This window comes from Pantoea sp. BL1, assembly GCF_000963985.1.
Classification (GTDB): Bacteria; Pseudomonadota; Gammaproteobacteria; order Enterobacterales; family Enterobacteriaceae; genus Pantoea; species Pantoea rwandensis_B.
The window spans coordinates 1-19,657 of the sequence record NZ_JZRH01000027.1; the positions used below are offsets into that span (position 1 = coordinate 1).

The following is a 19,657-nucleotide window of genomic DNA, read 5'->3' on the forward strand; positions in this document are numbered from 1 at the left end:
TGTAACGCTTTACTCCGCGGTCCCGCATTCCCTCCTTCATTTGATTCTGTGCGCGTTTTGGGAAGCTGACATTTGGTTCTGTGCGTGCTTTTGAAATCTAGCATGTGGTTCTATGCGTGCTGCTAAATGAAAACATTCTGCTGCTGAGTGTGCTGCTTTTCAAAACAGCGGCACCCTTGCTGATGTGCGATGGGAAGGCGGTTCGGGGAGCAAAGCGTCCGCCGCAGGGACGCGGCGGCCGAGGCTACAGGGATGTATTTACGCCGTCTTTGCGATCGAACCGCCTTCCCTGAGCAACGCACCGTTTAAAAGCGATGATGTTTATACCTAACCTTCTAATTCACCCATCCCATCCAACAAATCATATTTACCCGCCATTATTCCAACTTTACCGACTCGACCCCTCGCGCAATCAACCCTGCACGCTTAATTCGCGACACATTCTTCTTATGACCGATTAATGCTTTTTGCTGATTTCTTATGCCATTACACCAGCATATTTCGCTGCCTGAACGTCATAACGCACGACGAATCGTTCAGTTATTCGACGTTTACCAATAACTTTTGTGTGTTTTTTAGCGGTGATAATCACTGTCATTTGGCTGCATAGCCAGACAATCACACGGCATTGCGCGCTTTATCACCTTTTTAAATTTTGGCTCAGCGCAATAACCCTGTTTTTTATCGTTGCTTGCACTTACTCACACTCTGTGTAAATAACCCCACCTTGTATTGACGTTCTTTGCAACTGTTGACAAATTGATGCGTCAATAACATGCAGAGTAGGGCGATTCTGAGGAGCCGTTGGCTATCGGATGACAAAATAAACCACTCGCATGCTGCCCGAACCGCATAAAAAAATTCAGAGGTCGGGCGACGCACACAACATCACATCACAATGGAGCAAAACATGATCAACTCCCTGGCTAAATCCAGGATGCTGAAGGTCGGTCTTAGCCTGATTGCTATGACTGTTGCCGCGGGTGTCCAGGCGAAAACCCTCGTATATTGTTCAGAAGGTTCGCCGGAAGGCTTCAACCCACAGCTCTTCACATCGGGTACCACTTACGATGCCAGCTCCGTGCCGATCTACAACCGCTTGGTTGAGTTCAAAACCGGTACTACCGAGCTGCAGCCGGGTCTGGCAGAAAAATGGGACGTTAGCGAAGATGGTAAAACCTATACCTTCCATCTGCGTAAAGGCGTGAAATGGCAAACCACCAAAGACTTTAAGCCAACTCGTACCTTCAACGCTGACGACGTCGTGTTCTCCTTCGAGCGTCAGCTCGACAAAAACAACAAGTACCACGGTGTTTCGGGCGGCAGCTACGAATACTTCGAAGGCATGGACATGCCTAAGCTGATCGAGAAAATCGAGAAAGTTGACGACTACACCGTACGCTTCACCCTGAGCCGTCCTGAAGCGCCGTTCATTGCCGACCTCGGCATGGACTTCGCCTCAATCCTGTCAAAAGAGTACGCTGACAACATGCTGAAAGCCGGCACGCCAGAGAAGCTGGATCTGAATCCAGTGGGCACTGGTCCATTCGTGCTGCAGCAATACCAGAAAGACTCGCGCATTCTGTATAAAGCGAACCCAGACTTCTGGGGCACCAAGCCGAAAATTGATCGTCTGGTGTTCTCTATCACCCCTGATGCTTCTGTGCGTTACGCCAAACTGCAGAAAGGTGAGTGCCAGGTCATGCCGTATCCAAACCCGGCTGACATCGCGAGCATGAAAAAAGATGACAAAATCAACCTGATGGAACAGCCTGGTCTGAACGTCGGTTACTTGTCATTCAACACCGAGAAAAAGCCGCTGGATAACGTGAAAGTGCGTCAGGCACTGACCATGGCGGTGAACAAACAAGCCATCATTGACGCTGTGTATCAGGGCGCTGGCCAGGCCGCGAAAAACCTGATCCCACCAACCATGTGGGGCTACAACGATGCGGTGAAAGACTACGCTTATGACCCTGCCAGGGCGAAAGAACTGCTGAAAGAAGCCGGCATGCCGGATGGTTTCTCCATCGACCTGTGGGCGATGCCGGTACAGCGTCCTTACAACCCGAACGCCCGTCGCATGGCGGAAATGGTTCAGGCTGACTGGGCGAAAATTGGCGTGAAAGCCAAGATTGTCACCTTCGAGTGGGGCGAGTACCTGAAACGCGCCAAAGCCGGTGAACACCAGACTGTCATGATGGGCTGGACCGGTGACAATGGGGATCCAGACAACTTCTTCGCCACCCTATTTAGCTGTGCCGCCGCAAAAGACGGTTCTAACTACTCACGCTGGTGCTACAAGCCGTTTGAAGATCTGATTCAGCCTGCACGTGCTGAAGCCGATCACAACAAACGTATTGAGCTCTACAAACAGGCTCAGGTCGTGATGCATGACCAGGCTCCGGCGCTGATTATTGCTCACTCTACCGTGTATGAGCCGGTGAGCAAGAAAGTGACTGGCTATGTGGTTGATCCATTAGGTAAACATCACTTCGAAAACGTCGATATCCAGGAATAACCTTTCGGATTATCGCGGTCTGGGCCAGCGCTGCTGGCCCTCGGGCGGCACCTTTGCCGCCCGGTCTCCGCACTTTTTTTCCGGTTAATTTCTTATATACCCTCAATATTTCACGCTGTAGCAAGGCGGCAATTTCGTGAATCTCCTGGAGCTTACTCTAGTAAGTAACTGGGATGAGCGAACGCAGCCAACGCAGATGCAGCATGAAGTATGACGGGGATTTTGAAGCGCTTCTTGCGTCGCAAACGACGTTGTCGATTGCGTGTTGTGAGCAATGTAGTCCCTGGCGGCAACGCCACGGGAAATGACTGAGAATCCGGCTTATGCTGCAATTCATACTCCGACGTCTGGGCCTTGTCATCCCAACGTTCATCGGTATTACCTTACTGACCTTTGCGTTTGTCCATCTGATCCCCGGTGACCCGGTGCTGATCATGGCGGGTGAACGCGGTATCTCTCCCGAGCGCCACGCCCAGTTGATGGCCCAATTTGGCCTCGACCAGCCGATGTGGAAACAGTACATCACCTACATTAATGGTGTGCTGCACGGCGACCTTGGCATCTCGCTGAAAAGCCGCATCCCGGTCTGGGATGAGTTCGTCCCCCGCTTCAAAGCCACGCTGGAACTCGGCATCTGCGCGATGATCTTCGCCATTGCGGTGGGCATTCCGGTGGGTGTGCTGGCTGCGGTGAAGCGCGGTTCCGTATTTGATCACACCGCGGTGGGTATCTCGCTGACCGGCTACTCGATGCCGATTTTCTGGTGGGGCATCATGCTGATCATGCTGGTATCGGTGCAGCTCAACCTGACGCCGGTTTCGGGGCGTGTCAGTGACACCATTTTCCTCGACGATAGCCACCCACTCACCGGTTTTATGCTGATTGATACGCTGTTGTGGGGTGAAGAGGGCGATTTCAAAGATGCGGTGATGCACATGATTTTGCCGGCCATCGTGCTGGGGACTATCCCGCTGGCGGTGATCGTGCGTATGACGCGCTCTTCAATGCTGGAAGTGCTGGGTGAGGATTATATCCGTACCGCGCGCGCTAAAGGCCTGACGCGTATGCGCGTCATCGTGGTGCATGCGCTGCGCAACGCCATGCTGCCAGTGGTCACCGTGATCGGTCTGCAAGTCGGCACTTTGCTGGCGGGCGCGATTCTGACGGAAACCATCTTCTCGTGGCCGGGACTCGGTCGCTGGCTGATCGAAGCGCTGCAACGTCGTGACTATCCGGTGGTGCAGGGCGGCGTGCTGCTGGTGGCGATTCTGATCATCGTGGTCAACCTGCTGGTTGATCTGTTGTACGGCGTGGTCAATCCGCGCATTCGACATAAGAAATAAGGGGGGCATCATGACAACTGTTGATCCCGCAAGCGTAAGCGCTGCACCTAAGCCGATGACCCCGATTCAGGAATTCTGGCACTACTTCAAACGTAATAAAGGCGCGGTGATTGGCCTGGTTTACATCATTTTGATGCTGCTGATCGCCATCTTCGCCGATGTGCTGGCGCCGCACGCGCCGTCGGAGCAGTTCCGTGATGCGCTGCTGCATCCGCCGGTGTGGCAGGAAGGCGGCAGCTGGAAATTTATCTTTGGCACCGATGACGTAGGCCGTGATGTGCTGTCACGCCTGATGTTCGGTGCACGTTTATCGCTGCTGGTCGGCTGTCTGGTGGTGGTGCTGTCGCTGATCCTTGGCGTGGTGTTTGGCCTGATGGCGGGTTACCTCGGCGGCGTTGTCGATGCGGTAATCATGCGTCTGGTCGACATCATGTTGGCGCTGCCGAGTCTGCTGCTGGCATTGGTGCTGGTGGCGATCTTTGGTCCGTCGATTGTCAACGCCTCGCTGGCGATTACTTTCGTCGCGCTGCCGCACTATATCCGTCTGACGCGTGCAGCGGTGCTGGTGGAAGTGAACCGCGACTACGTCACCGCATCAAGCGTGGCGGGTGCCGGTACGTTGCGCCAGATGTTCGTCAATATTCTGCCTAACTGCCTGGCACCGCTGATCGTGCAGGCGTCATTAGGCTTCTCCAACGCCATCCTCGATATGGCGGCGTTGGGCTTTCTCGGAATGGGGGCGCAACCGCCAACGCCGGAGTGGGGCACCATGCTCTCCGACGTGTTGCAGTATGCGCAAAGTGCCTGGTGGGTAGTGACGTTCCCTGGTGTCGTCATCCTGCTCACCGTGCTGGCATTCAACCTCATGGGCGATGGTTTGCGTGATGCACTCGACCCGAAACTCAAGCAGTAAAGAGGCACCGAGATGGCACTATTAAATGTAGAAAAACTGTCGGTGCACTTCGGCGACGAAAAAACACCGTTCCGTGCAGTAGACCGTATCAGCTACCAGGTTGAACAAGGCCAGGTGGTGGGAATTGTGGGTGAATCCGGCTCTGGTAAGTCGGTCAGCTCGCTGGCGATCATGGGACTGATTGATTATCCCGGCCGCGTAATGGCGGAAAAGCTGGAGTTCAACCAGCGCGATTTGCAGAAGATCTCTGAGAAAGAGCGCCGCCAGCTGGTGGGCGCGGAAGTGGCGATGATCTTCCAGGACCCGATGACCAGCCTCAACCCGTGCTACACCGTGGGCTTCCAGATCATGGAAGCGCTGAAGGTGCATCAGGGCGGTAGCAAAAGCACGCGCCGTCAGCGTGCGATCGACTTGCTGGATCAGGTCGGTATTCCCGATCCGGCCTCTCGTCTGGATGTTTATCCGCATCAGCTGTCAGGCGGCATGAGCCAGCGCGTGATGATCGCCATGGCGATTGCCTGCAAACCCAAACTGCTGATTGCCGATGAACCGACGACGGCGCTGGATGTGACCATTCAGGCGCAAATCATCGAACTGCTGCTGGAGTTGCAGAAGCAGGAGAACATGGCGCTGATCCTGATTACCCACGATTTGGCGCTGGTGGCAGAAGCCGCGCAGCACATCATCGTGATGTACGCCGGCCAGGTCGTGGAGAGCGGTAAAGCGGTAGATATCTTTAAAGCGCCGCGTCATCCGTACACTCAGGCGCTGCTGCGTGCGCTGCCGGAGTTTGCCGCAGATAAAGCGCGTCTGGCTTCGCTGCCGGGTGTGGTGCCGGGCAAATATGACCGTCCAACCGGCTGTCTGCTCAATCCGCGCTGTCCATATGTGACCGAACGCTGCCGTCGTGAAGAACCTGAACTGCGTGACATTCCGGGTCGCCAGTCTAAATGCCATTTCCCACTGGATGATGCCGGGAGACCGACTTATGAGTCTTAATAATACTCAGCAGGATTACCTGCTGCAGGCGATCGACCTGAAAAAACACTACCCGGTGAAGAAAGGGCTGTTTGGCCAGGAACGTCTGGTGAAAGCGCTGGATGGCGTGTCGTTCAACCTTGAACGCGGTAAAACGCTGGCGGTGGTGGGTGAATCGGGCTGTGGGAAATCCACGCTTGGCCGTTTGCTGACCATGATTGAAACACCGACCGAAGGCCAGCTTTACTGGCACGGTCAGGATTTGCTGAAACACGATCCACAGGCGCAAAAACTGCGTCGTCAGAAAATCCAGATCGTGTTCCAGAACCCGTATGGCTCGCTTAATCCGCGTAAAAAAATCAGCCAGATTCTCGAAGAACCGCTGGTGATTAACACCTCACTGACTAAAGCGGAACGTCGCGAGAAAACGCTGGAGATGATGGCGAAGGTGGGCCTGAAAACCGAGCATTACGATCGCTATCCACATATGTTTTCTGGTGGTCAGCGCCAGCGTATCGCCATCGCGCGCGGTTTGATGCTCGACCCGGACGTGCTGATCGCCGATGAACCGGTTTCTGCGCTCGACGTTTCCGTGCGTGCGCAGGTACTCAACCTGATGATGGATTTGCAGCAGGATTTGGGTTTGTCCTATGTGTTCATTTCTCATGATTTGTCGGTGGTTGAGCATATCGCTGACGAAGTGATGGTGATGTATTTAGGTCGCTGCGTTGAACGAGGCAGCAAAGAGGCCATTTTCAGTCATCCGCGTCATCCTTATACGCAGGCATTGCTGTCAGCCACGCCACGTTTGAATCCAGATGAGCGCCGTGAAAGGATTAAATTGACCGGCGAACTGCCCAGTCCACTTAATCCGCCGCCGGGCTGTGCGTTTAACGCGCGCTGCCGCCGCCGTTTTGGTACCTGCGTCCAGTTGCAGCCCAAACTGAAGCAATATGGCGAACAGCAAATTGCCTGTTTCGCGGTGGATCAGGACGAGAATCAGCCAGTGGGCGTGTAATTAATAACGCCAAAAATGAATAAAGGCTCCTGCGGGAGCCTTTATTTTTTCCTGCGTTATACTTCAGGGATGCTAACGCGAAAAATGTTTCTGCCGGAAGCGCCTGGAAATGTATTACTCCAGTGCATCAGTAATCGATTGGTCCTGATTAAGGGTTAAATCGTTAAGGCAAATTCTGAATAGCGTCAGGATTATGTGAGCATAATCACGCACCTGTTAAATCCGCAACTTGAACCACTTCTGCTTCATATCAGTAGCTTAGGTGCATGTTTTTGTCGTTATTATTTCAGTTAATCGATATTAATAAATCTCCGGCCTTAAATATCTGCACGCTTTTTGCATTGCCAGATTTTCAATCATTTTGATAAAAGTCTTTTGTTGAATACGCCGTTTTTGTAATCAGAATTCCCTCACTCTCTTTTAGTGTGTGTGATATATTCGCGGAAAATTCCCTCCCGCTTTTACAGGCTCTGATCATGAAGAATTACGACGATCTGCAGCGTTTTAAAGAAAAGACCAAAACGCTCGATATCGCTTTTAAGGATATGTCTGGGCAATCGCAGGAAGCGGATCACAGCCAGTGGGCGATCATCCGCCAATTAGCGACCGATAATGAGCCTGAGTTAGGCAGCGGCCAGCGTATTGATCTGCCACAGCCGCAGCCGATCCGCGGTGATGAGTTCAGCGCACCCGCTGCTGAACCGGCGGCAATTTCACCAGCGGCCAGCACTTCACGCGGTTCGATTCTCGATATCCTGGCGGCCACTGCGCCTGCAGAACCTGCGCCAGCCACGCCGCCTGCGGGAGTCTCGTCTCTCTTTTCGCCTGTACCAGCGGCTAAACCGGCGCCCTCTGTCATCTCACAGGCACCGAAAGCGACCCACGTTGAGCGTCAGGCCACGACGTCGCTGTTTCCACCGCCGCCAGCGAAACCGGCTGCTGCACCTTTATCTGCATCCGCACCTATCGCTGCGGTAACTGCAGCGACGCCGGCTCCCGCACCTGTAGCAAACCCTGCTCCAGCGCCTTTAGCCGCATCGATTGCCGCGACATCGGCTGAAGCACCGCAGGCTGCAACAACGTTCAGTGCACCCGCGTCTGCCTTTGCCGCTCCGGTTGAATCGGCGCGTCCGGCCGCTTCTGCACCCTCTCGTTTTGGTGCCCTGTTCCGCTCGCGTGCGACGGAACCTGCTAATCTATCGAAAGAAACACCCTTAAAACCGCTATTGGAGAAGATTGCGCTATGCCGTTAGTTTGTGTGTGCTCGCCAAAAGGGGGAGTAGGGAAAACCACCATGGCGGCCAACCTTGCATGGAGCCTGGCTCGCGCTGGCAGCAAGGTGTTGGCAATCGATTTCGATGTCCAGAACGCATTGCGCCTGCATTTTGGTGTGCCGCTGCACGATGGTCGCGGCTTTGTTGCGCGCTCTGAAGAGCAGGCCGACTGGAGCCAATCCATCCTCACCACCGGCGGTAATATTTTCGTCATGCCTTATGGCGATGTGACCGAAGATCAGCGTGAGCGTTTTGAAGAGAACCTGATTAAAGATCCGCATTTCCTGCGCCGCGGTTTGGACACGGTTTTAAATTATCCGGGACTGGTCATTATTGCCGATTTCCCGCCAGGCCCAGGTCCGGCACTTAAAGCCATGGCCGCTTTGGCCGATATGCATTTAGTGGTGATGCTGGCAGATACCGCCTCGGTCTCTTTACTGCCGCAAATTGAAAATGACCGCATGATAGGTCAGCCACTCAATAATAAGCGTGGTCATTATTTCGTACTTAACCAAAGTGACAATCGCCGCAATATTAGCCGTGAAGTCACTGGCTTTATGCAGCAGCGTTTGGGCGAGAATTTATTAGGCGTGGTGCATCGTGATGAAAGCGTCGCGGAAGCCAATGCTTCACAACAATCAGTTTATGATTTCAGCCCGGCATCAGCCGCAGCCTTTGATATCGAACTGGTGGCGAAGCGCGTAGCCAATATCCTGAATATTACCGTGGGTAACGGTGAAGTTCAGGCACCTATCCGCAGCCATTATTAATCGCCAGGCATTTGCCTGGCGGTATTAGCAATAATAACAACACAGCTTCTTTAGGGTGAATCATGAGTAAACTCGGGTTTTACCTGCTGCTGCTGGTGCTTGCACCTGTGGCTGCGGTAATCGTCATCACGCCTATGGACAGCCAAAAACAATATATTTTTGGCTTAATCAGCATCGGGATGATGTTTTTACTGGGCTTCAGCAAAAGCCGCAAAATAACCGTCATCATGGTTATCCTTTCTGCGCTGATGTCGACCCGATATATCTGGTGGCGCACCACGGAGACGCTACAGTTTAATTCCGAGATTGAAGCGATTCTCGGTATCGGCTTATATCTGGCCGAACTGTATGTCTGGCTGATTCTGATTCTCGGCTTCCTGCAAACTACCTGGCCATTAAAACGCACCATTGAACCGTTGCCGGACGATACCAGCCTGTGGCCCACTGTCGACGTCTATGTCCCGACTTATAACGAAAGCCTCGACGTTGTCCGTGATACCGTGCTGGCGGCCCAGTGTATTGATTATCCGCGTGACAAACTCAAGGTCTATTTGCTGGATGATGGCAAGCGCAGTGAGTTTGCGGTTTTTGCCGCCGATGTGGGCGTGGGCTATATCACCCGCGACGACAACAGCCATGCGAAAGCCGGTAACCTCAACCATGCGATGAAAATCACCAAGGGTGAGCTGATCTGCATCTTTGACTGTGACCACGTGGCCACGCGTACTTTCCTGCAGGCAACGGTGGGTCCGTTCCTGAACGATCCCAAGCTGGCGCTGTTGCAGACGCCACACTATTTCTATTCACCGGACCCGTTTGAACGTAACTTGCGTGCGGCACGGACGATCCCGAACGAAGGGGCGCTGTTCTACGGCCCGGTTCAGCAGGGTAACGACAACTGGAACGCGACCTTCTTCTGCGGTTCCTGTGCGGTGATTCGCCGTAGCGCGCTGGAAGAGATTGGTGGATTTGCGGTGGAAACCGTGACCGAAGATGCGCACACCGCATTGAAAATGCAGCGTCTGGGCTGGGGGTCTGCCTTCCTGGCGATTCCGCTGGCTGCGGGGCTGGCAACTGAGCGTCTCGGTCTGCACGTGGTTCAGCGTAACCGCTGGGCACGAGGCATGACGCAGATCTTCCGTGTGGATAATCCACTGTTTGGCCGTGGTCTGAAATGGCAGCAGCGTCTCTGCTACCTCAACGCCATGCTGCACTTCCAGTTCGGTCTGCCGCGCGTGGCATTCCTGACCGCGCCGCTGGCGTACCTGCTGTTCAACCTGAACATCATTCACTCGTCGGCGTCGCTGATCTTCGCCTACGTATTGCCGCATTTGGTGATGTCGCTGTACGTCAACTCCCGCATGAACGGCAAGTTCCGTTACACCTTCTGGGGTGAAATCTACGAAACCGTGATGTGCTTCCACCTCGTGATCCCGACGTTGCTGACCATGCTGGCACCTAAGCGCGGTAAATTTAACGTAACGGATAAAGGGGGCTTGCTGGATCAGGGCTTCTTCGATTTCCACATCGTCCGCCCCCATGTGATTGTCGCGGTACTGCTGACCATTGGTATCGTCGCGGGTGTGGTACGTGCGACGGCACATGATTACTTCGGTGTTGACCCTTATGTTATCGCCCTCAACGTCGGCTGGGCGGTGTTCAGCCTGATCATCCTGATGGCGGCGATTGCCGTGGCGCGCGAAACCAAGCAGGTACGTAAAACCATTCGTATCGAAGTGCAGATTCCGGCGGTGATTCACTACGCCAGCGGTATCTCATCACGCACCCAAACCAGCGACCTGTCGATGGGCGGCGCGCAACTGGATGCGCCGGACAATCGTCATGAGCATGATGAAATTGAAGAGATTGATCTGCTGCTGAAATCCGGTGCCATTACCATCCCGGTGAGCAAAATCTCCGGCGATGAAGAGACCATTCGTCTGCGCTTTGGTGATATGCCGCTATCGCGTCGTCGTGAGCTGGTGCGTGTGGTACTGGCGCGCGCCGATGCGTGGATCCAGCCGGAGTATAAGCAGGACAACCCGCTGGTATCGCTGGGCACCATTATTCGTACCGTATTTGAGCTGTTCTGGCTGACCTGGAAAGATCGCCGTGAGAAGCGTAAGCGTGACAACCAGTCGGCAGTGAAAGAGGACAGCGCAGTATGAAGAATTTGACGCAAACGTTGCTGGCAAGCTCGCTGGCGACGGCGCTGATGCTCGCCCCGGCCTGGGCAGAAACCCCTGCGGTAACGCAGGATAGTTCGGCCTTGTCCAACGTGCCGCCACCGCAAGGCATCCAGAGTGAAGCGGATGCCCAGTTGCAGCAGGCGGCGGGTGCGACACCGTATGCGCCCACTGAAAATGCACCAGCGACTGAAAATAGCGCCCCGGCTGCGACGGATATGCCAGCAGCCAACGCCACAAACCCGGCTGCACCACAGACGGAGCTGCCTGCTACCACGCCAGCGCCAGAGATGGTGCTGCCTGATGTGGCACCTGCGGCATCAGTTGCCGCACCCGTGGTTTCCGCTTCTGCGATGCTCAATCAACCTATCAGCAGCACCATTTCCGTGGCGCAGATGGGCCAGCCGCAGGGCATCACCTTAACCGGCGGTCAGCTGCAATCGGGTATCATGTTTACTCTGCCGAGCGATGAAGTGATCACCAACGCGCGCCTGAATTTGTCGCTGCGCGTTTCAGCAGCACTGGCGGCGCGTAATACCTCGTTGCAGCTGATGCTGAACGGTCAGCCGCTGGGCACCTTGCCACTGGGATCGAGCGACAGTGATGTCAGCGACTATCAGCTGGATATTCCGGCGGCGATGGTGGTTTCAAGCAACAACCTCAGCTTCAAAATTAACGATGCCGACAAACTGCTGTGCGAAAAAGAGAGTGCGCAGCAGTATCAGGTCTCCATCTTGCCGAAAACCACGCTGAGCCTCGAAGGCCAGCAGTTGAATATCGGCACCAGCCTGCGCAACTTCCCGCGTCCGTTTATGGATGCGCAGCGTATGACGCCAGCCAGCGTGACCTTTGGCTTTGCCGCCAATGCCACGCCGGACAGCATCAGCGCGGCGGCGTTAGTGGCATCATGGATGGGTATTCAATCGGACTATCGCGGCATTCGTTTCCCGGTGGTACGTGGCGATCTGCCTGAGCACAACGGCATTTTGATTGGCCATCCCGGTGAGAAGATCGGTTCTGTGACTTTGCCTGCCACCAACGGACCGCTGTTGCAGGTGATTGATAACCCAAACAACCCGGTTTACAAACTGCTGTTAGTGGTCGGCGCGGATGATGCTCAGCTGCGTCAGGCGGCCAACCGTTTGACCACGCAACCGCTGGCGACCGATGCCAGCAGCCTGAACGTGCAGCCGCAGCCGATTGGCCTGCGTAAGCCGTATGACGCGCCGCGCTGGATCAACACCACCCGCCCGGTGCGCTTGAGCGAGCTGCTGCGTAAAGATCAGAGTCTGACTACCACCGGCATCTGGCACGATGCGCTAAGCGTGAACTTCCGCGCGGCACCCGATTTGTTCATGTGGGATGGCGACACCATTCCGGTCGAGCTGCACTACCGCTTCCCGTCAGAAAGCTGGATTGATGAGAACAAATCGTTCCTCAACGTGATGCTTAACGGCACCTTCCTGCGCAACCTGACCGTAAACAAAGTCGGCTTGCTGGAGAGCGCCTGGCATCGTCTGGGCGGCGACGCCCGTCAGGAGCACTATACCCTGAAGCTGGAGCCGTATCTGATTTACGGTGATAACCAGCTGGCGCTGTACTTCAACATCAAACCGAAAGCGGACGCGCCCTGTGGTGTGTTGCTCAACAACAACATCAAGAGCCGCATCGAAGATGATTCGTGGATCGATCTGAGCCACACGCGTCACTTCACCATGCTGCCGAACCTGTCGTACTTCGTCGGCGCATCGTTCCCGTTCTCGCGTCTGGCGGACTTCTCGCAGACCACCTTGCTGCTGCCAGAAAAACCGACCGATGCGGAGATCTCCACGCTGCTGGATATGTCTTCACGTGCGGGTAACGCGACCGGTGTACCGCTGGTGCAGAACCAGGTGCTGTTTGGCTTGCCAAATGGTGGCACTAACCTGACACGCCTGCAGGACAGCGATCTGCTGGCGGTGAGCACCACACAGAACAGTGAATTCAATCAGCAGATGCTGGCTAACACGCCTTATCAGACCAGCGGTAATACGTTGGGCGTGAAAGATCCGACGACCTGGGACAAGCTGCGTGGCTGGCTGACCGGCGACTGGAATCTTCAGCAGTTGGATGCCGATCGTTACTTCTCCTCCAACGAAGCGTGGCGTGGCTTTGTCAGCTACCGCTCGCCGTGGAATGCCGATCGTCTGGTGGTGATGACGGTGGCAACCAGCGATCAACAGCTGCTGCGTTTGCATGAAGATCTCAACTCGGCGCGCATTAACGCGGGCATTCGTGGCGATACCGCCATCATCACCGATGAAAACGGTATCCGCAGTTTCCGCGTCGGCCCACAGTTCCCGAGTGGCGAAATGCCGTGGTACATGATGGTGGTGTGGTATGCCAACCAGCACTCGGTGCTGATGGCGCTGGCGGCTCTGTTGCTGGCAACGCTGGTCGGCGGTAGCGCATGGGCGATGCTGAAGCGTCATGCATGGCGACGCCTCAACCCGAAAGCTGATAGCAAGTCCGGCAAGAAGTAAGGATAAAAACAATGAAAAAAAATCTGTTGAGTGCCGGTATTCGTCATGCCCTGATTCTGGGTGGGGCACTGGCGTTCTCTCAGCCGCTGCTGGCGGCGGAGAGCACCAATCCTGCGTTACAAGCGTTGTTTGATCAGGCGGCTTACTGGCATCAGAAAGCGCATGACGATTTGGCCAAATCTTCGCTGCAAAAAGTGTTGATGGTGGAACCCAACAACACTCAGGCGCTTTATTTGCTGGCGCTCTATTCCCAGCAAAGCGGCAGCAGCGCGGAAGCGGCGCAGTGGCGCGCGCGCCTGAGTGCCGCATCGCCGAACGATCCGCACCTCACCGAACTGGATAATGCGCGTCAGCTGCAAACCATTCCGCAGGCGCAGCTGTCGTTAGCGCGCCAGCAGGCCCGCAGCGGCAATATTGCGGCTTCGCTGCAGACCTGGCGCAATACCTTTAATGGTAATGAGCCACCACCGAGCGTGGCGGCGGAATATTACCTGACCATGGCTGGAGACCGCTCGCTGCTGCCGCAGGCGGTCGAAGCGCTGCGCCAATTTGCGGCCGATCATCCACAAGATACCGGCGCGAAGCTGGCACTCGGCAAAGCACTGACCTATCAGGAATCAACCCGTCGTCAGGGTATTGATCTGCTGGGCACGCTGGCGGATGGCAATAAAGACGCTGACCGTTCACTGCGCCAGGCGCTGCTGTGGCTCGGGCCGCAGGCGTCCGATGCTTCCCTGTACCAGACCTGGCAGCAGCGCCATCCGCAGGACAATGCGGTGATGGATTACTACCGTAAAAATGTCGGTGGTGCTGAGAAAGGGGCGGGCTTTACCGCACTGAACAGCGGTGACGTCAGCAACGCACAGAACAACTTTGAGAAAGTGCTGCAGGCAAACCCTCAGGATGCCGATGCACTGGCAGGGATGGGCTATGTGGCCCAGCGTGCCGGACGCTATGCGGAAGCGGCGGATTATCTGACGCGTGCCGCGCAGATGGGCGGCGATCAGAGCGAGACGCGCCAGAAGCAGGCAGCCGATGCGCGCTTCTATGCCCAGTTGGCCACCGCGCAGCAGGCGCTGAAAAACGGTGACAGCGCGCAGGCATTAGCCTTGAGTGAACCCCTGGCGCTGGCCGATGGTGAGAAAGGCGTTTCAGCTAAGCTGTTCCGCGCGGACGTGCAGCGTCGCAGCAATCAACTCGACCAGGCGGAACAAACCTATCGTTCTATCCTGCAAGGCGACCCGAATAACCGTAACGCCAAAGAAGGCCTGTTCTACGTGCTGCGTCAGCAGAACCGCAGCGCCGAAGCGAACACGCTGCTGGCATCACTGCCGGACAGCGTACGCCAGAGCGTGGCACCGCGCGGCAGCAGCACCGATCCAATCCGTGCGCAGGCCAGGCGTGAGCTGGCGGCAGGCAATAACAGTGCGGCGATTGCCACGCTGAACAACGGGATTCAGCGTTATCCCAACGATGGCTGGCTGCGACTCGACCTGGCGCGTATTTATCGTGCGCAGGGCGATAGCATGATGGCCGCCAATATCATGCAGCCATCAATGCGCAGCGGCGCCAGTACGGCAGAGCTGTATGCCGGCGCATTGAACGCCAGCGAAAGCGGCGCCTGGCAGCAGGCGAGTTTGCTGTTGTCACGCATACCGAACGGCAGCAAGAGCAGCGATATGCGCGAACTGGCGCAGCGTGTGAACTTCAACCTGCAGATGACCACGGCCGATCAGTATCTGGCGCAGGGTTCCAATGCTGCAGCGGCGAATACCCTGCGTGCGCTGGCCTCGTCACCTCCGTCCAACCCGGTAGATGCTGGTAATCTGGCACAGAAGCTGGCGAAAGCGGGCGATCTCACCACCGCTGTCTCTGTGGTGCGCAGCAATATGCAGCGCGGTATTCAGGGGAACGCCGGTGATTACGCTGCACAGGTCGCGGTACTCAACCAGGCGGGTCTGAATACCGAAGCGCAGAGCTTCCTCAGCAGCCCGGAGCTGCAGGCGCGCAGTACGCCCACGCAGCTGGCGGGTATTCGCAACGGTTACGTGATCAACGAAGTGGATCGTCTGCGTGAGCAGAAGCAGTACGCCGCGGCTTACGACAAGCTGGTGGGTGCATTGCAGCACGATCCACAGAACCGCGATCTGATGTTCGCCATGGCGCGATTGTATCAGTCCGGCAAGATGAACAAAGAAGCGGGTGTGGTGTATGACTACCTGATGACCCAGGATACGCCAACGCAAGATGCGCGTACCGGTGCCATCAACGTGGCACTGGCCAACAATGACGTCAATAAAGCCAATACCCTGACACGCGGCCTGAACAATGAGCAGTCACCGGATCGCCAGCTGTTACTGGCGCGCGTGGCTGAAGCCAACGGCAATCACAGCCAGGCCATGAGCTATCTGCGCAGCGCGCGCGGCCAGTTGATTGGTCTGCAGGGCGCCACCAATGGTGATACGCCAAGCGTGGGTGGTCTGGCATTGGCGGATAACCCGTTCATCAACCGTGGTACTTCGCCGGTGGGACGTTCTCCGTCTGCCTATGGCGCGGTGATGCCATGGCAATCGTCACCGGATGTCACCAGCAGCGCAACGGGGACCACGCTGGCCAGCAACACACCAGCAATCCAGCAGAGCCAGACGCTGCGCCAGATCGACAGTATGATGGACGATCTGCAAGAGAAAACCGGCACTTGGATTCAGGGCGGCATGCAGGTACGTGGTCGTGACGGCGAATCGGGTCTGAGCAAACTGACCGAAGCCAAAGCGCCACTGACTTTCTCCACCGTCCCGTTTGGCGAATCGCGCTTTGACTTTACTATGACACCTGTCTCGCTCACGGCGGGCAGTGCGGCGGGCGATGCGTGGCGTCGTTTCGGCACCAATGCCCTGGTGCAGGGTAATGTGGTGGCGTCAGGCGATGCCAAAATTGACGATGTCCCGTCTTCATCCACTGATTCGCAGAAAGCCACGGGTGTTGAGCTGAACCTGGCATTGAAAGGCGACAGCTACAAGATTGACCTCGGCAGTACGCCACTGGGGCAGGATTTGAGTACCCTGGTGGGGGGCGTGCAGTGGTCACCGAAACTCACTGACTTCCTGACGCTGATCCTCACCGGTGAACGTCGCGCGATGACCGACAGCCTGCTCTCCTATGTGGGCGTGGAAGATAAAACCAGCGGTAAGCGCTGGGGTCGCGTGACCAAAAACGGCGGTAATGCCTTGCTGAGCTACGATAACGGCGATGCTGGTTTCTATGTCGGCGGCGGCGCGTACAGCTACATCGGCGAAAACGTGGCGAGTAACAACAGCGTGCAGGCGACTGCCGGTGCGTATGTGCGTCCGTTCCACTACGACGACCGCGAGCTGAAAGTGGGCATGAGCCTGTCGTGGATGGATTACTCGAAAAACCTGAGTTACTTCAGCTACGGTCAGGGCGGTTACTTCAGCCCGCAGAACTATGCATCGGTCTCGTTCCCGATCGAGTTCTCCCGCAAGTTCGACGATCTGAAAGTGAACGTTGGTGGTTCGGTGGGTTATCAATCCTACAGCCAGGATAAGAGCGCCTACTTCCCGAACGATCCGACTTACCAGGCACAAATGCAGAGCCTGGCCGATCAGGGTTACGTGAAGAGCGCGTTTTACAGCGGCGAGAGCAAGAATGGCATTGGCTATAACTTGCACGCCGGTGCGGATTATAAGATCAACAAAGATGTCACTGTGGGTGGGCAATTAGGCTACGACACCTTTGGCGATTACAACGAAAGCACAGCGAATCTGTACTTCCGTTATCTGTTCGGAGACAACTAAATGAGTGAGCAGGCAACCGCGCGCGTCAGCCATCCGCATCAGCCGGGTTGGTTTGATCTGGTCAGCGTGATGATTGAAGGGATGCTGGACAACGCGGGCGAGGAAGCCGAAGGCTTTCTCAACAATGTGGGCGCATCGCTGGCAGCGCGCTATCCTTTAGCGGAAGCGCGCACCGTGCAGGATCTGGAACGCGAGATGAATCTGCAACTGGCGCGCTTTAGCTGGGGTTTTACCCAGCTTCAGCCGCTGGAAAATGCCATTCTGATTCAGCACCATGCGCTGCCGCAGGGCGACAGCAAGGTGGGTGCAGAGCGCTGGCAGCTGGCGATGAGCGCCGTGCTGGCCGGTGTTTATTCACAGTGGCTGCAGGCACAGGGCGGCAGCGCTGCGGTGCCGGTCACCTTCGAGAAGAATGACGGCAACACGCTGCATTACCGATATCAATAGGATTGTTTGATGAGAGTCATGCGCTTCTGGCGTCAATGGATGCTGTGTTTCATGGTGATGTTTTTCAGCGCCCAGGCTGCTGCAGATGGCTGGAGCACCTTCAAAGGCCGTTTTATGAGCGGCGATGGACGTATCAGTGATACGGCCAACAACAATGTCAGTCATACCGAAGGTCAGGGTTATGGCATGCTGTTGGCGGTCGCGAACGACGACCGAACCACGTTTGATCTGCTGTGGAAGTGGACGCGCACCCATCTGCGTAATCCACAAAACGATCTGTTCTACTGGCGTTACACGCCGGGTGCTTCAGACCCGATTGCCGATAAGAACAATGCCTCTGATGGCGATGTGCTGATTGCGTGGGCACTGCAGCGCGCAGGTCAAAAGTGGGGCGGTGATTATCAGTCAACTTCTGACCGTATTCAGCGCGCCATCGTCAAACAAAACGTGATCACGTTTGGCGGCCACACGGTGATGTTGCCTGGAGCACAGGGCTTCAACAAAAACAGCTATGTGGTGCTGAATCCCTCTTATTTCCTGTTTGCTGCCTGGCAGGAGTTTGCCGATCGTAGCCATCTGCGCGTATGGAATAACCTGATCGACGACGGCATGGAACTGCTCGGTGATATGCACTTCGGCAAAACCGGTCTGCCGCTGGATTGGGTGGCGTTGAATGCCGATGGTTCGGTGGCACCGGCGGTGGGTTATTCCAATCGCTTTAGCTACGATGCGATTCGTATTCCGCTTAATATCTGGTGGTATGACCCGCAAAGCCTGCGCCTGGTGCCATTCCAGCGCGTCTGGCAGGGCTATGGTCGCCAGACAACACCGGCCTGGTTTGATGTACTCGCCAACACCCCTGCGCCATACAATATGGACGGCGGCTTGCTGGCGATTCGCGATCTGACCCTGAATCAAACCGGTTATCTCAGCGATCGTCTGGCGCCGGATCAGAACTACTTCTCCGCCAGCTTGCAGTTACTGACCTGGCTGGCGTATCAGGAAAAACGTTAGCCAATTTCGGGTTGCGTCGCGACGACGCACATTTTAAAAGCTGTACTTCATTGATGGAGTGCGGCTTTTTTTATGTCTAAATTTCACGTAGCAGCTCACATTGTTTATCTTTTTCAAGACAATAACCTGAAGCGCGTTGATCTTGATCAATGCTGAGCCATAAACAAACATGTGAATTTGTCATGCTAAAATGTATAGACAAAAGTGTATGCTAAAATGCAAACGGAATTGGAGTTTGAATGGGATACCATCAAAGCGGAAACCAACATCCGCAAGCATGGCATCACCTTTGAAATTGCAGCCAGAGTCTTTGATGACCCTTATCACATCGCTAGTCAGGATCGCGTTGAAAACGGCGAATATCGCTGGCAGACGTTGGGTAGTGTGTCGGGTTATCTCATCGTATTGGTTGCCCATACGGTCAGATTTGAACAGGGTACCGAGATTGTCAGGATCATCAGTGCTCGTTCTGCAACGCGAAATGAGAGGAGGCAATATGAGCAAAATCAGAGTTAAACGCAGTGAACTGCCGCCGCTTACAGATAAACAGCAGTTGGAACTGGAAGCGTTGAGTCAAAAAGCGGACGGAGACATTGATTTTGAGGACATTGCGCCGTTAGACGACGCCTTCTGGAGCACAGCTACGCGCGGCCGCTTCTATCGTCCGGTAAAAACGCAAGCCTCGGTGAGGATTGATGCCGATGTTCTGGAATGGCTGAAAGCGCCAGGGAAAGGTTACCAGACGCGCTTGAATGCGATTTTGCGCGCCGCCATGATGCGAGAGCTGCAAAGCAAATAGCCACGCGATGGATTCGGCACATCATGGTGGTGAACTTTAGTCACCCCCCATGATGGC

Annotated in this window: 14 protein-coding genes; all 14 read left to right on the forward strand. The window is 55.5% G+C overall.

Annotated elements, in window-relative coordinates; all coding sequences use genetic code 11:
• The first annotated feature begins 910 nt into the window (after positions 1–910).
• The 14 genes from dppA to VH86_RS13705 all read left to right on the forward strand — a co-directional run bounded on the left by dppA (position 911) and on the right by VH86_RS13705 (position 19,600).
• Positions 911–2,521 (forward strand): dipeptide ABC transporter periplasmic-binding protein DppA, encoded by a 1,611-nt coding sequence (gene dppA / locus VH86_RS13640; protein ID WP_045833188.1) that lies wholly within the window; start codon positions 911–913, stop codon positions 2,519–2,521.
• Between the two features lie 323 nt (positions 2,522–2,844).
• Positions 2,845–3,864 carry a dipeptide ABC transporter permease DppB gene (gene dppB / locus VH86_RS13645; protein ID WP_045833189.1) on the forward strand — a complete coding sequence of 340 codons (1,020 nt, stop codon included), beginning with the start codon at positions 2,845–2,847 and terminating at the stop codon, positions 3,862–3,864.
• 10 nt (positions 3,865–3,874) lie between these two features.
• Entirely contained in the window at positions 3,875–4,777 is a 903-nt protein-coding gene (dppC, locus tag VH86_RS13650) for a dipeptide ABC transporter permease DppC (protein ID WP_034827779.1), read from the forward strand.
• Between the two features lie 12 nt (positions 4,778–4,789).
• Positions 4,790–5,776 (forward strand): dipeptide ABC transporter ATP-binding protein, encoded by a 987-nt coding sequence (dppD, locus tag VH86_RS13655; RefSeq protein ID WP_038643846.1) that lies wholly within the window; start codon positions 4,790–4,792, stop codon positions 5,774–5,776.
• Positions 5,766–6,773 carry a dipeptide ABC transporter ATP-binding subunit DppF gene (dppF, locus tag VH86_RS13660; RefSeq protein ID WP_038643845.1) on the forward strand — a complete coding sequence of 336 codons (1,008 nt, stop codon included), beginning with the start codon at positions 5,766–5,768 and terminating at the stop codon, positions 6,771–6,773. The genes dppD and dppF overlap by 11 nt, the downstream gene beginning before the upstream one ends.
• 476 nt (positions 6,774–7,249) lie before the next feature.
• The gene (gene bcsO, locus VH86_RS13665; protein ID WP_045833190.1) at positions 7,250–8,026 is read left to right on the forward strand and encodes a cellulose biosynthesis protein BcsO; all 777 of its coding nucleotides are present in this window, start codon (positions 7,250–7,252) and stop codon (positions 8,024–8,026) included.
• Positions 8,017–8,817, forward strand: a complete 801-nt coding sequence (gene bcsQ, locus VH86_RS13670; RefSeq protein WP_034827788.1) for a cellulose biosynthesis protein BcsQ — start codon at positions 8,017–8,019, stop codon at positions 8,815–8,817. The genes bcsO and bcsQ overlap by 10 nt, the downstream gene beginning before the upstream one ends.
• Before the next feature lie 62 nt (positions 8,818–8,879).
• On the forward strand, positions 8,880–10,985 hold the full coding sequence (gene bcsA / locus VH86_RS13675) for a UDP-forming cellulose synthase catalytic subunit (protein ID WP_052696614.1): 2,106 nt from the start codon (positions 8,880–8,882) through the stop codon (positions 10,983–10,985).
• Positions 10,982–13,525 (forward strand): cellulose biosynthesis cyclic di-GMP-binding regulatory protein BcsB, encoded by a 2,544-nt coding sequence (bcsB, locus tag VH86_RS13680; protein ID WP_045833191.1) that lies wholly within the window; start codon positions 10,982–10,984, stop codon positions 13,523–13,525. The genes bcsA and bcsB overlap by 4 nt, the downstream gene beginning before the upstream one ends.
• Before the next feature lie 11 nt (positions 13,526–13,536).
• On the forward strand, positions 13,537–17,340 hold the full coding sequence (locus tag VH86_RS13685) for a cellulose biosynthesis protein BcsC (RefSeq protein ID WP_045833192.1): 3,804 nt from the start codon (positions 13,537–13,539) through the stop codon (positions 17,338–17,340).
• Positions 17,341–17,787 (forward strand): cellulose biosynthesis protein BcsD, encoded by a 447-nt coding sequence (bcsD, locus tag VH86_RS13690; RefSeq protein WP_034827794.1) that lies wholly within the window; start codon positions 17,341–17,343, stop codon positions 17,785–17,787.
• 9 nt (positions 17,788–17,796) lie between these two features.
• On the forward strand, positions 17,797–18,801 hold the full coding sequence (locus VH86_RS13695; protein ID WP_045833193.1) for a glycosyl hydrolase family 8: 1,005 nt from the start codon (positions 17,797–17,799) through the stop codon (positions 18,799–18,801).
• Positions 18,802–19,017: 216 nt separating this feature from the next.
• Positions 19,018–19,317, forward strand: a complete 300-nt coding sequence (locus VH86_RS13700; RefSeq protein WP_045833194.1) for a BrnT family toxin — start codon at positions 19,018–19,020, stop codon at positions 19,315–19,317.
• Positions 19,298–19,600 (forward strand): BrnA antitoxin family protein, encoded by a 303-nt coding sequence (locus VH86_RS13705; RefSeq protein ID WP_038643835.1) that lies wholly within the window; start codon positions 19,298–19,300, stop codon positions 19,598–19,600. The genes VH86_RS13700 and VH86_RS13705 overlap by 20 nt, the downstream gene beginning before the upstream one ends.
• Positions 19,601–19,657: the final 57 nt, after the last annotated feature.

What these genes read in the sequence shown, in the direction of transcription:
- dppA (WP_045833188.1), top strand. Translation starts at nt 911, where the DNA reads ATGATCAACTCCCTGGCTAAATCCAGGATGCTGAAGGTCGGTCTTAGC.
- dppB (WP_045833189.1), top strand. Translation starts at nt 2,845, where the DNA reads ATGCTGCAATTCATACTCCGACGTCTGGGCCTTGTCATCCCAACGTTC.
- dppC (WP_034827779.1), top strand. Translation starts at nt 3,875, where the DNA reads ATGACAACTGTTGATCCCGCAAGCGTAAGCGCTGCACCTAAGCCGATG.
- dppD (WP_038643846.1), top strand. Translation starts at nt 4,790, where the DNA reads ATGGCACTATTAAATGTAGAAAAACTGTCGGTGCACTTCGGCGACGAA.
- dppF (WP_038643845.1), top strand. Translation starts at nt 5,766, where the DNA reads ATGAGTCTTAATAATACTCAGCAGGATTACCTGCTGCAGGCGATCGAC.
- bcsO (WP_045833190.1), top strand. Translation starts at nt 7,250, where the DNA reads ATGAAGAATTACGACGATCTGCAGCGTTTTAAAGAAAAGACCAAAACG.
- bcsQ (WP_034827788.1), top strand. Translation starts at nt 8,017, where the DNA reads ATGCCGTTAGTTTGTGTGTGCTCGCCAAAAGGGGGAGTAGGGAAAACC.
- bcsA (WP_052696614.1), top strand. Translation starts at nt 8,880, where the DNA reads ATGAGTAAACTCGGGTTTTACCTGCTGCTGCTGGTGCTTGCACCTGTG.
- bcsB (WP_045833191.1), top strand. Translation starts at nt 10,982, where the DNA reads ATGAAGAATTTGACGCAAACGTTGCTGGCAAGCTCGCTGGCGACGGCG.
- VH86_RS13685 (WP_045833192.1), top strand. Translation starts at nt 13,537, where the DNA reads ATGAAAAAAAATCTGTTGAGTGCCGGTATTCGTCATGCCCTGATTCTG.
- bcsD (WP_034827794.1), top strand. Translation starts at nt 17,341, where the DNA reads ATGAGTGAGCAGGCAACCGCGCGCGTCAGCCATCCGCATCAGCCGGGT.
- VH86_RS13695 (WP_045833193.1), top strand. Translation starts at nt 17,797, where the DNA reads ATGAGAGTCATGCGCTTCTGGCGTCAATGGATGCTGTGTTTCATGGTG.
- VH86_RS13700 (WP_045833194.1), top strand. Translation starts at nt 19,018, where the DNA reads ATGCAAACGGAATTGGAGTTTGAATGGGATACCATCAAAGCGGAAACC.
- VH86_RS13705 (WP_038643835.1), top strand. Translation starts at nt 19,298, where the DNA reads ATGAGCAAAATCAGAGTTAAACGCAGTGAACTGCCGCCGCTTACAGAT.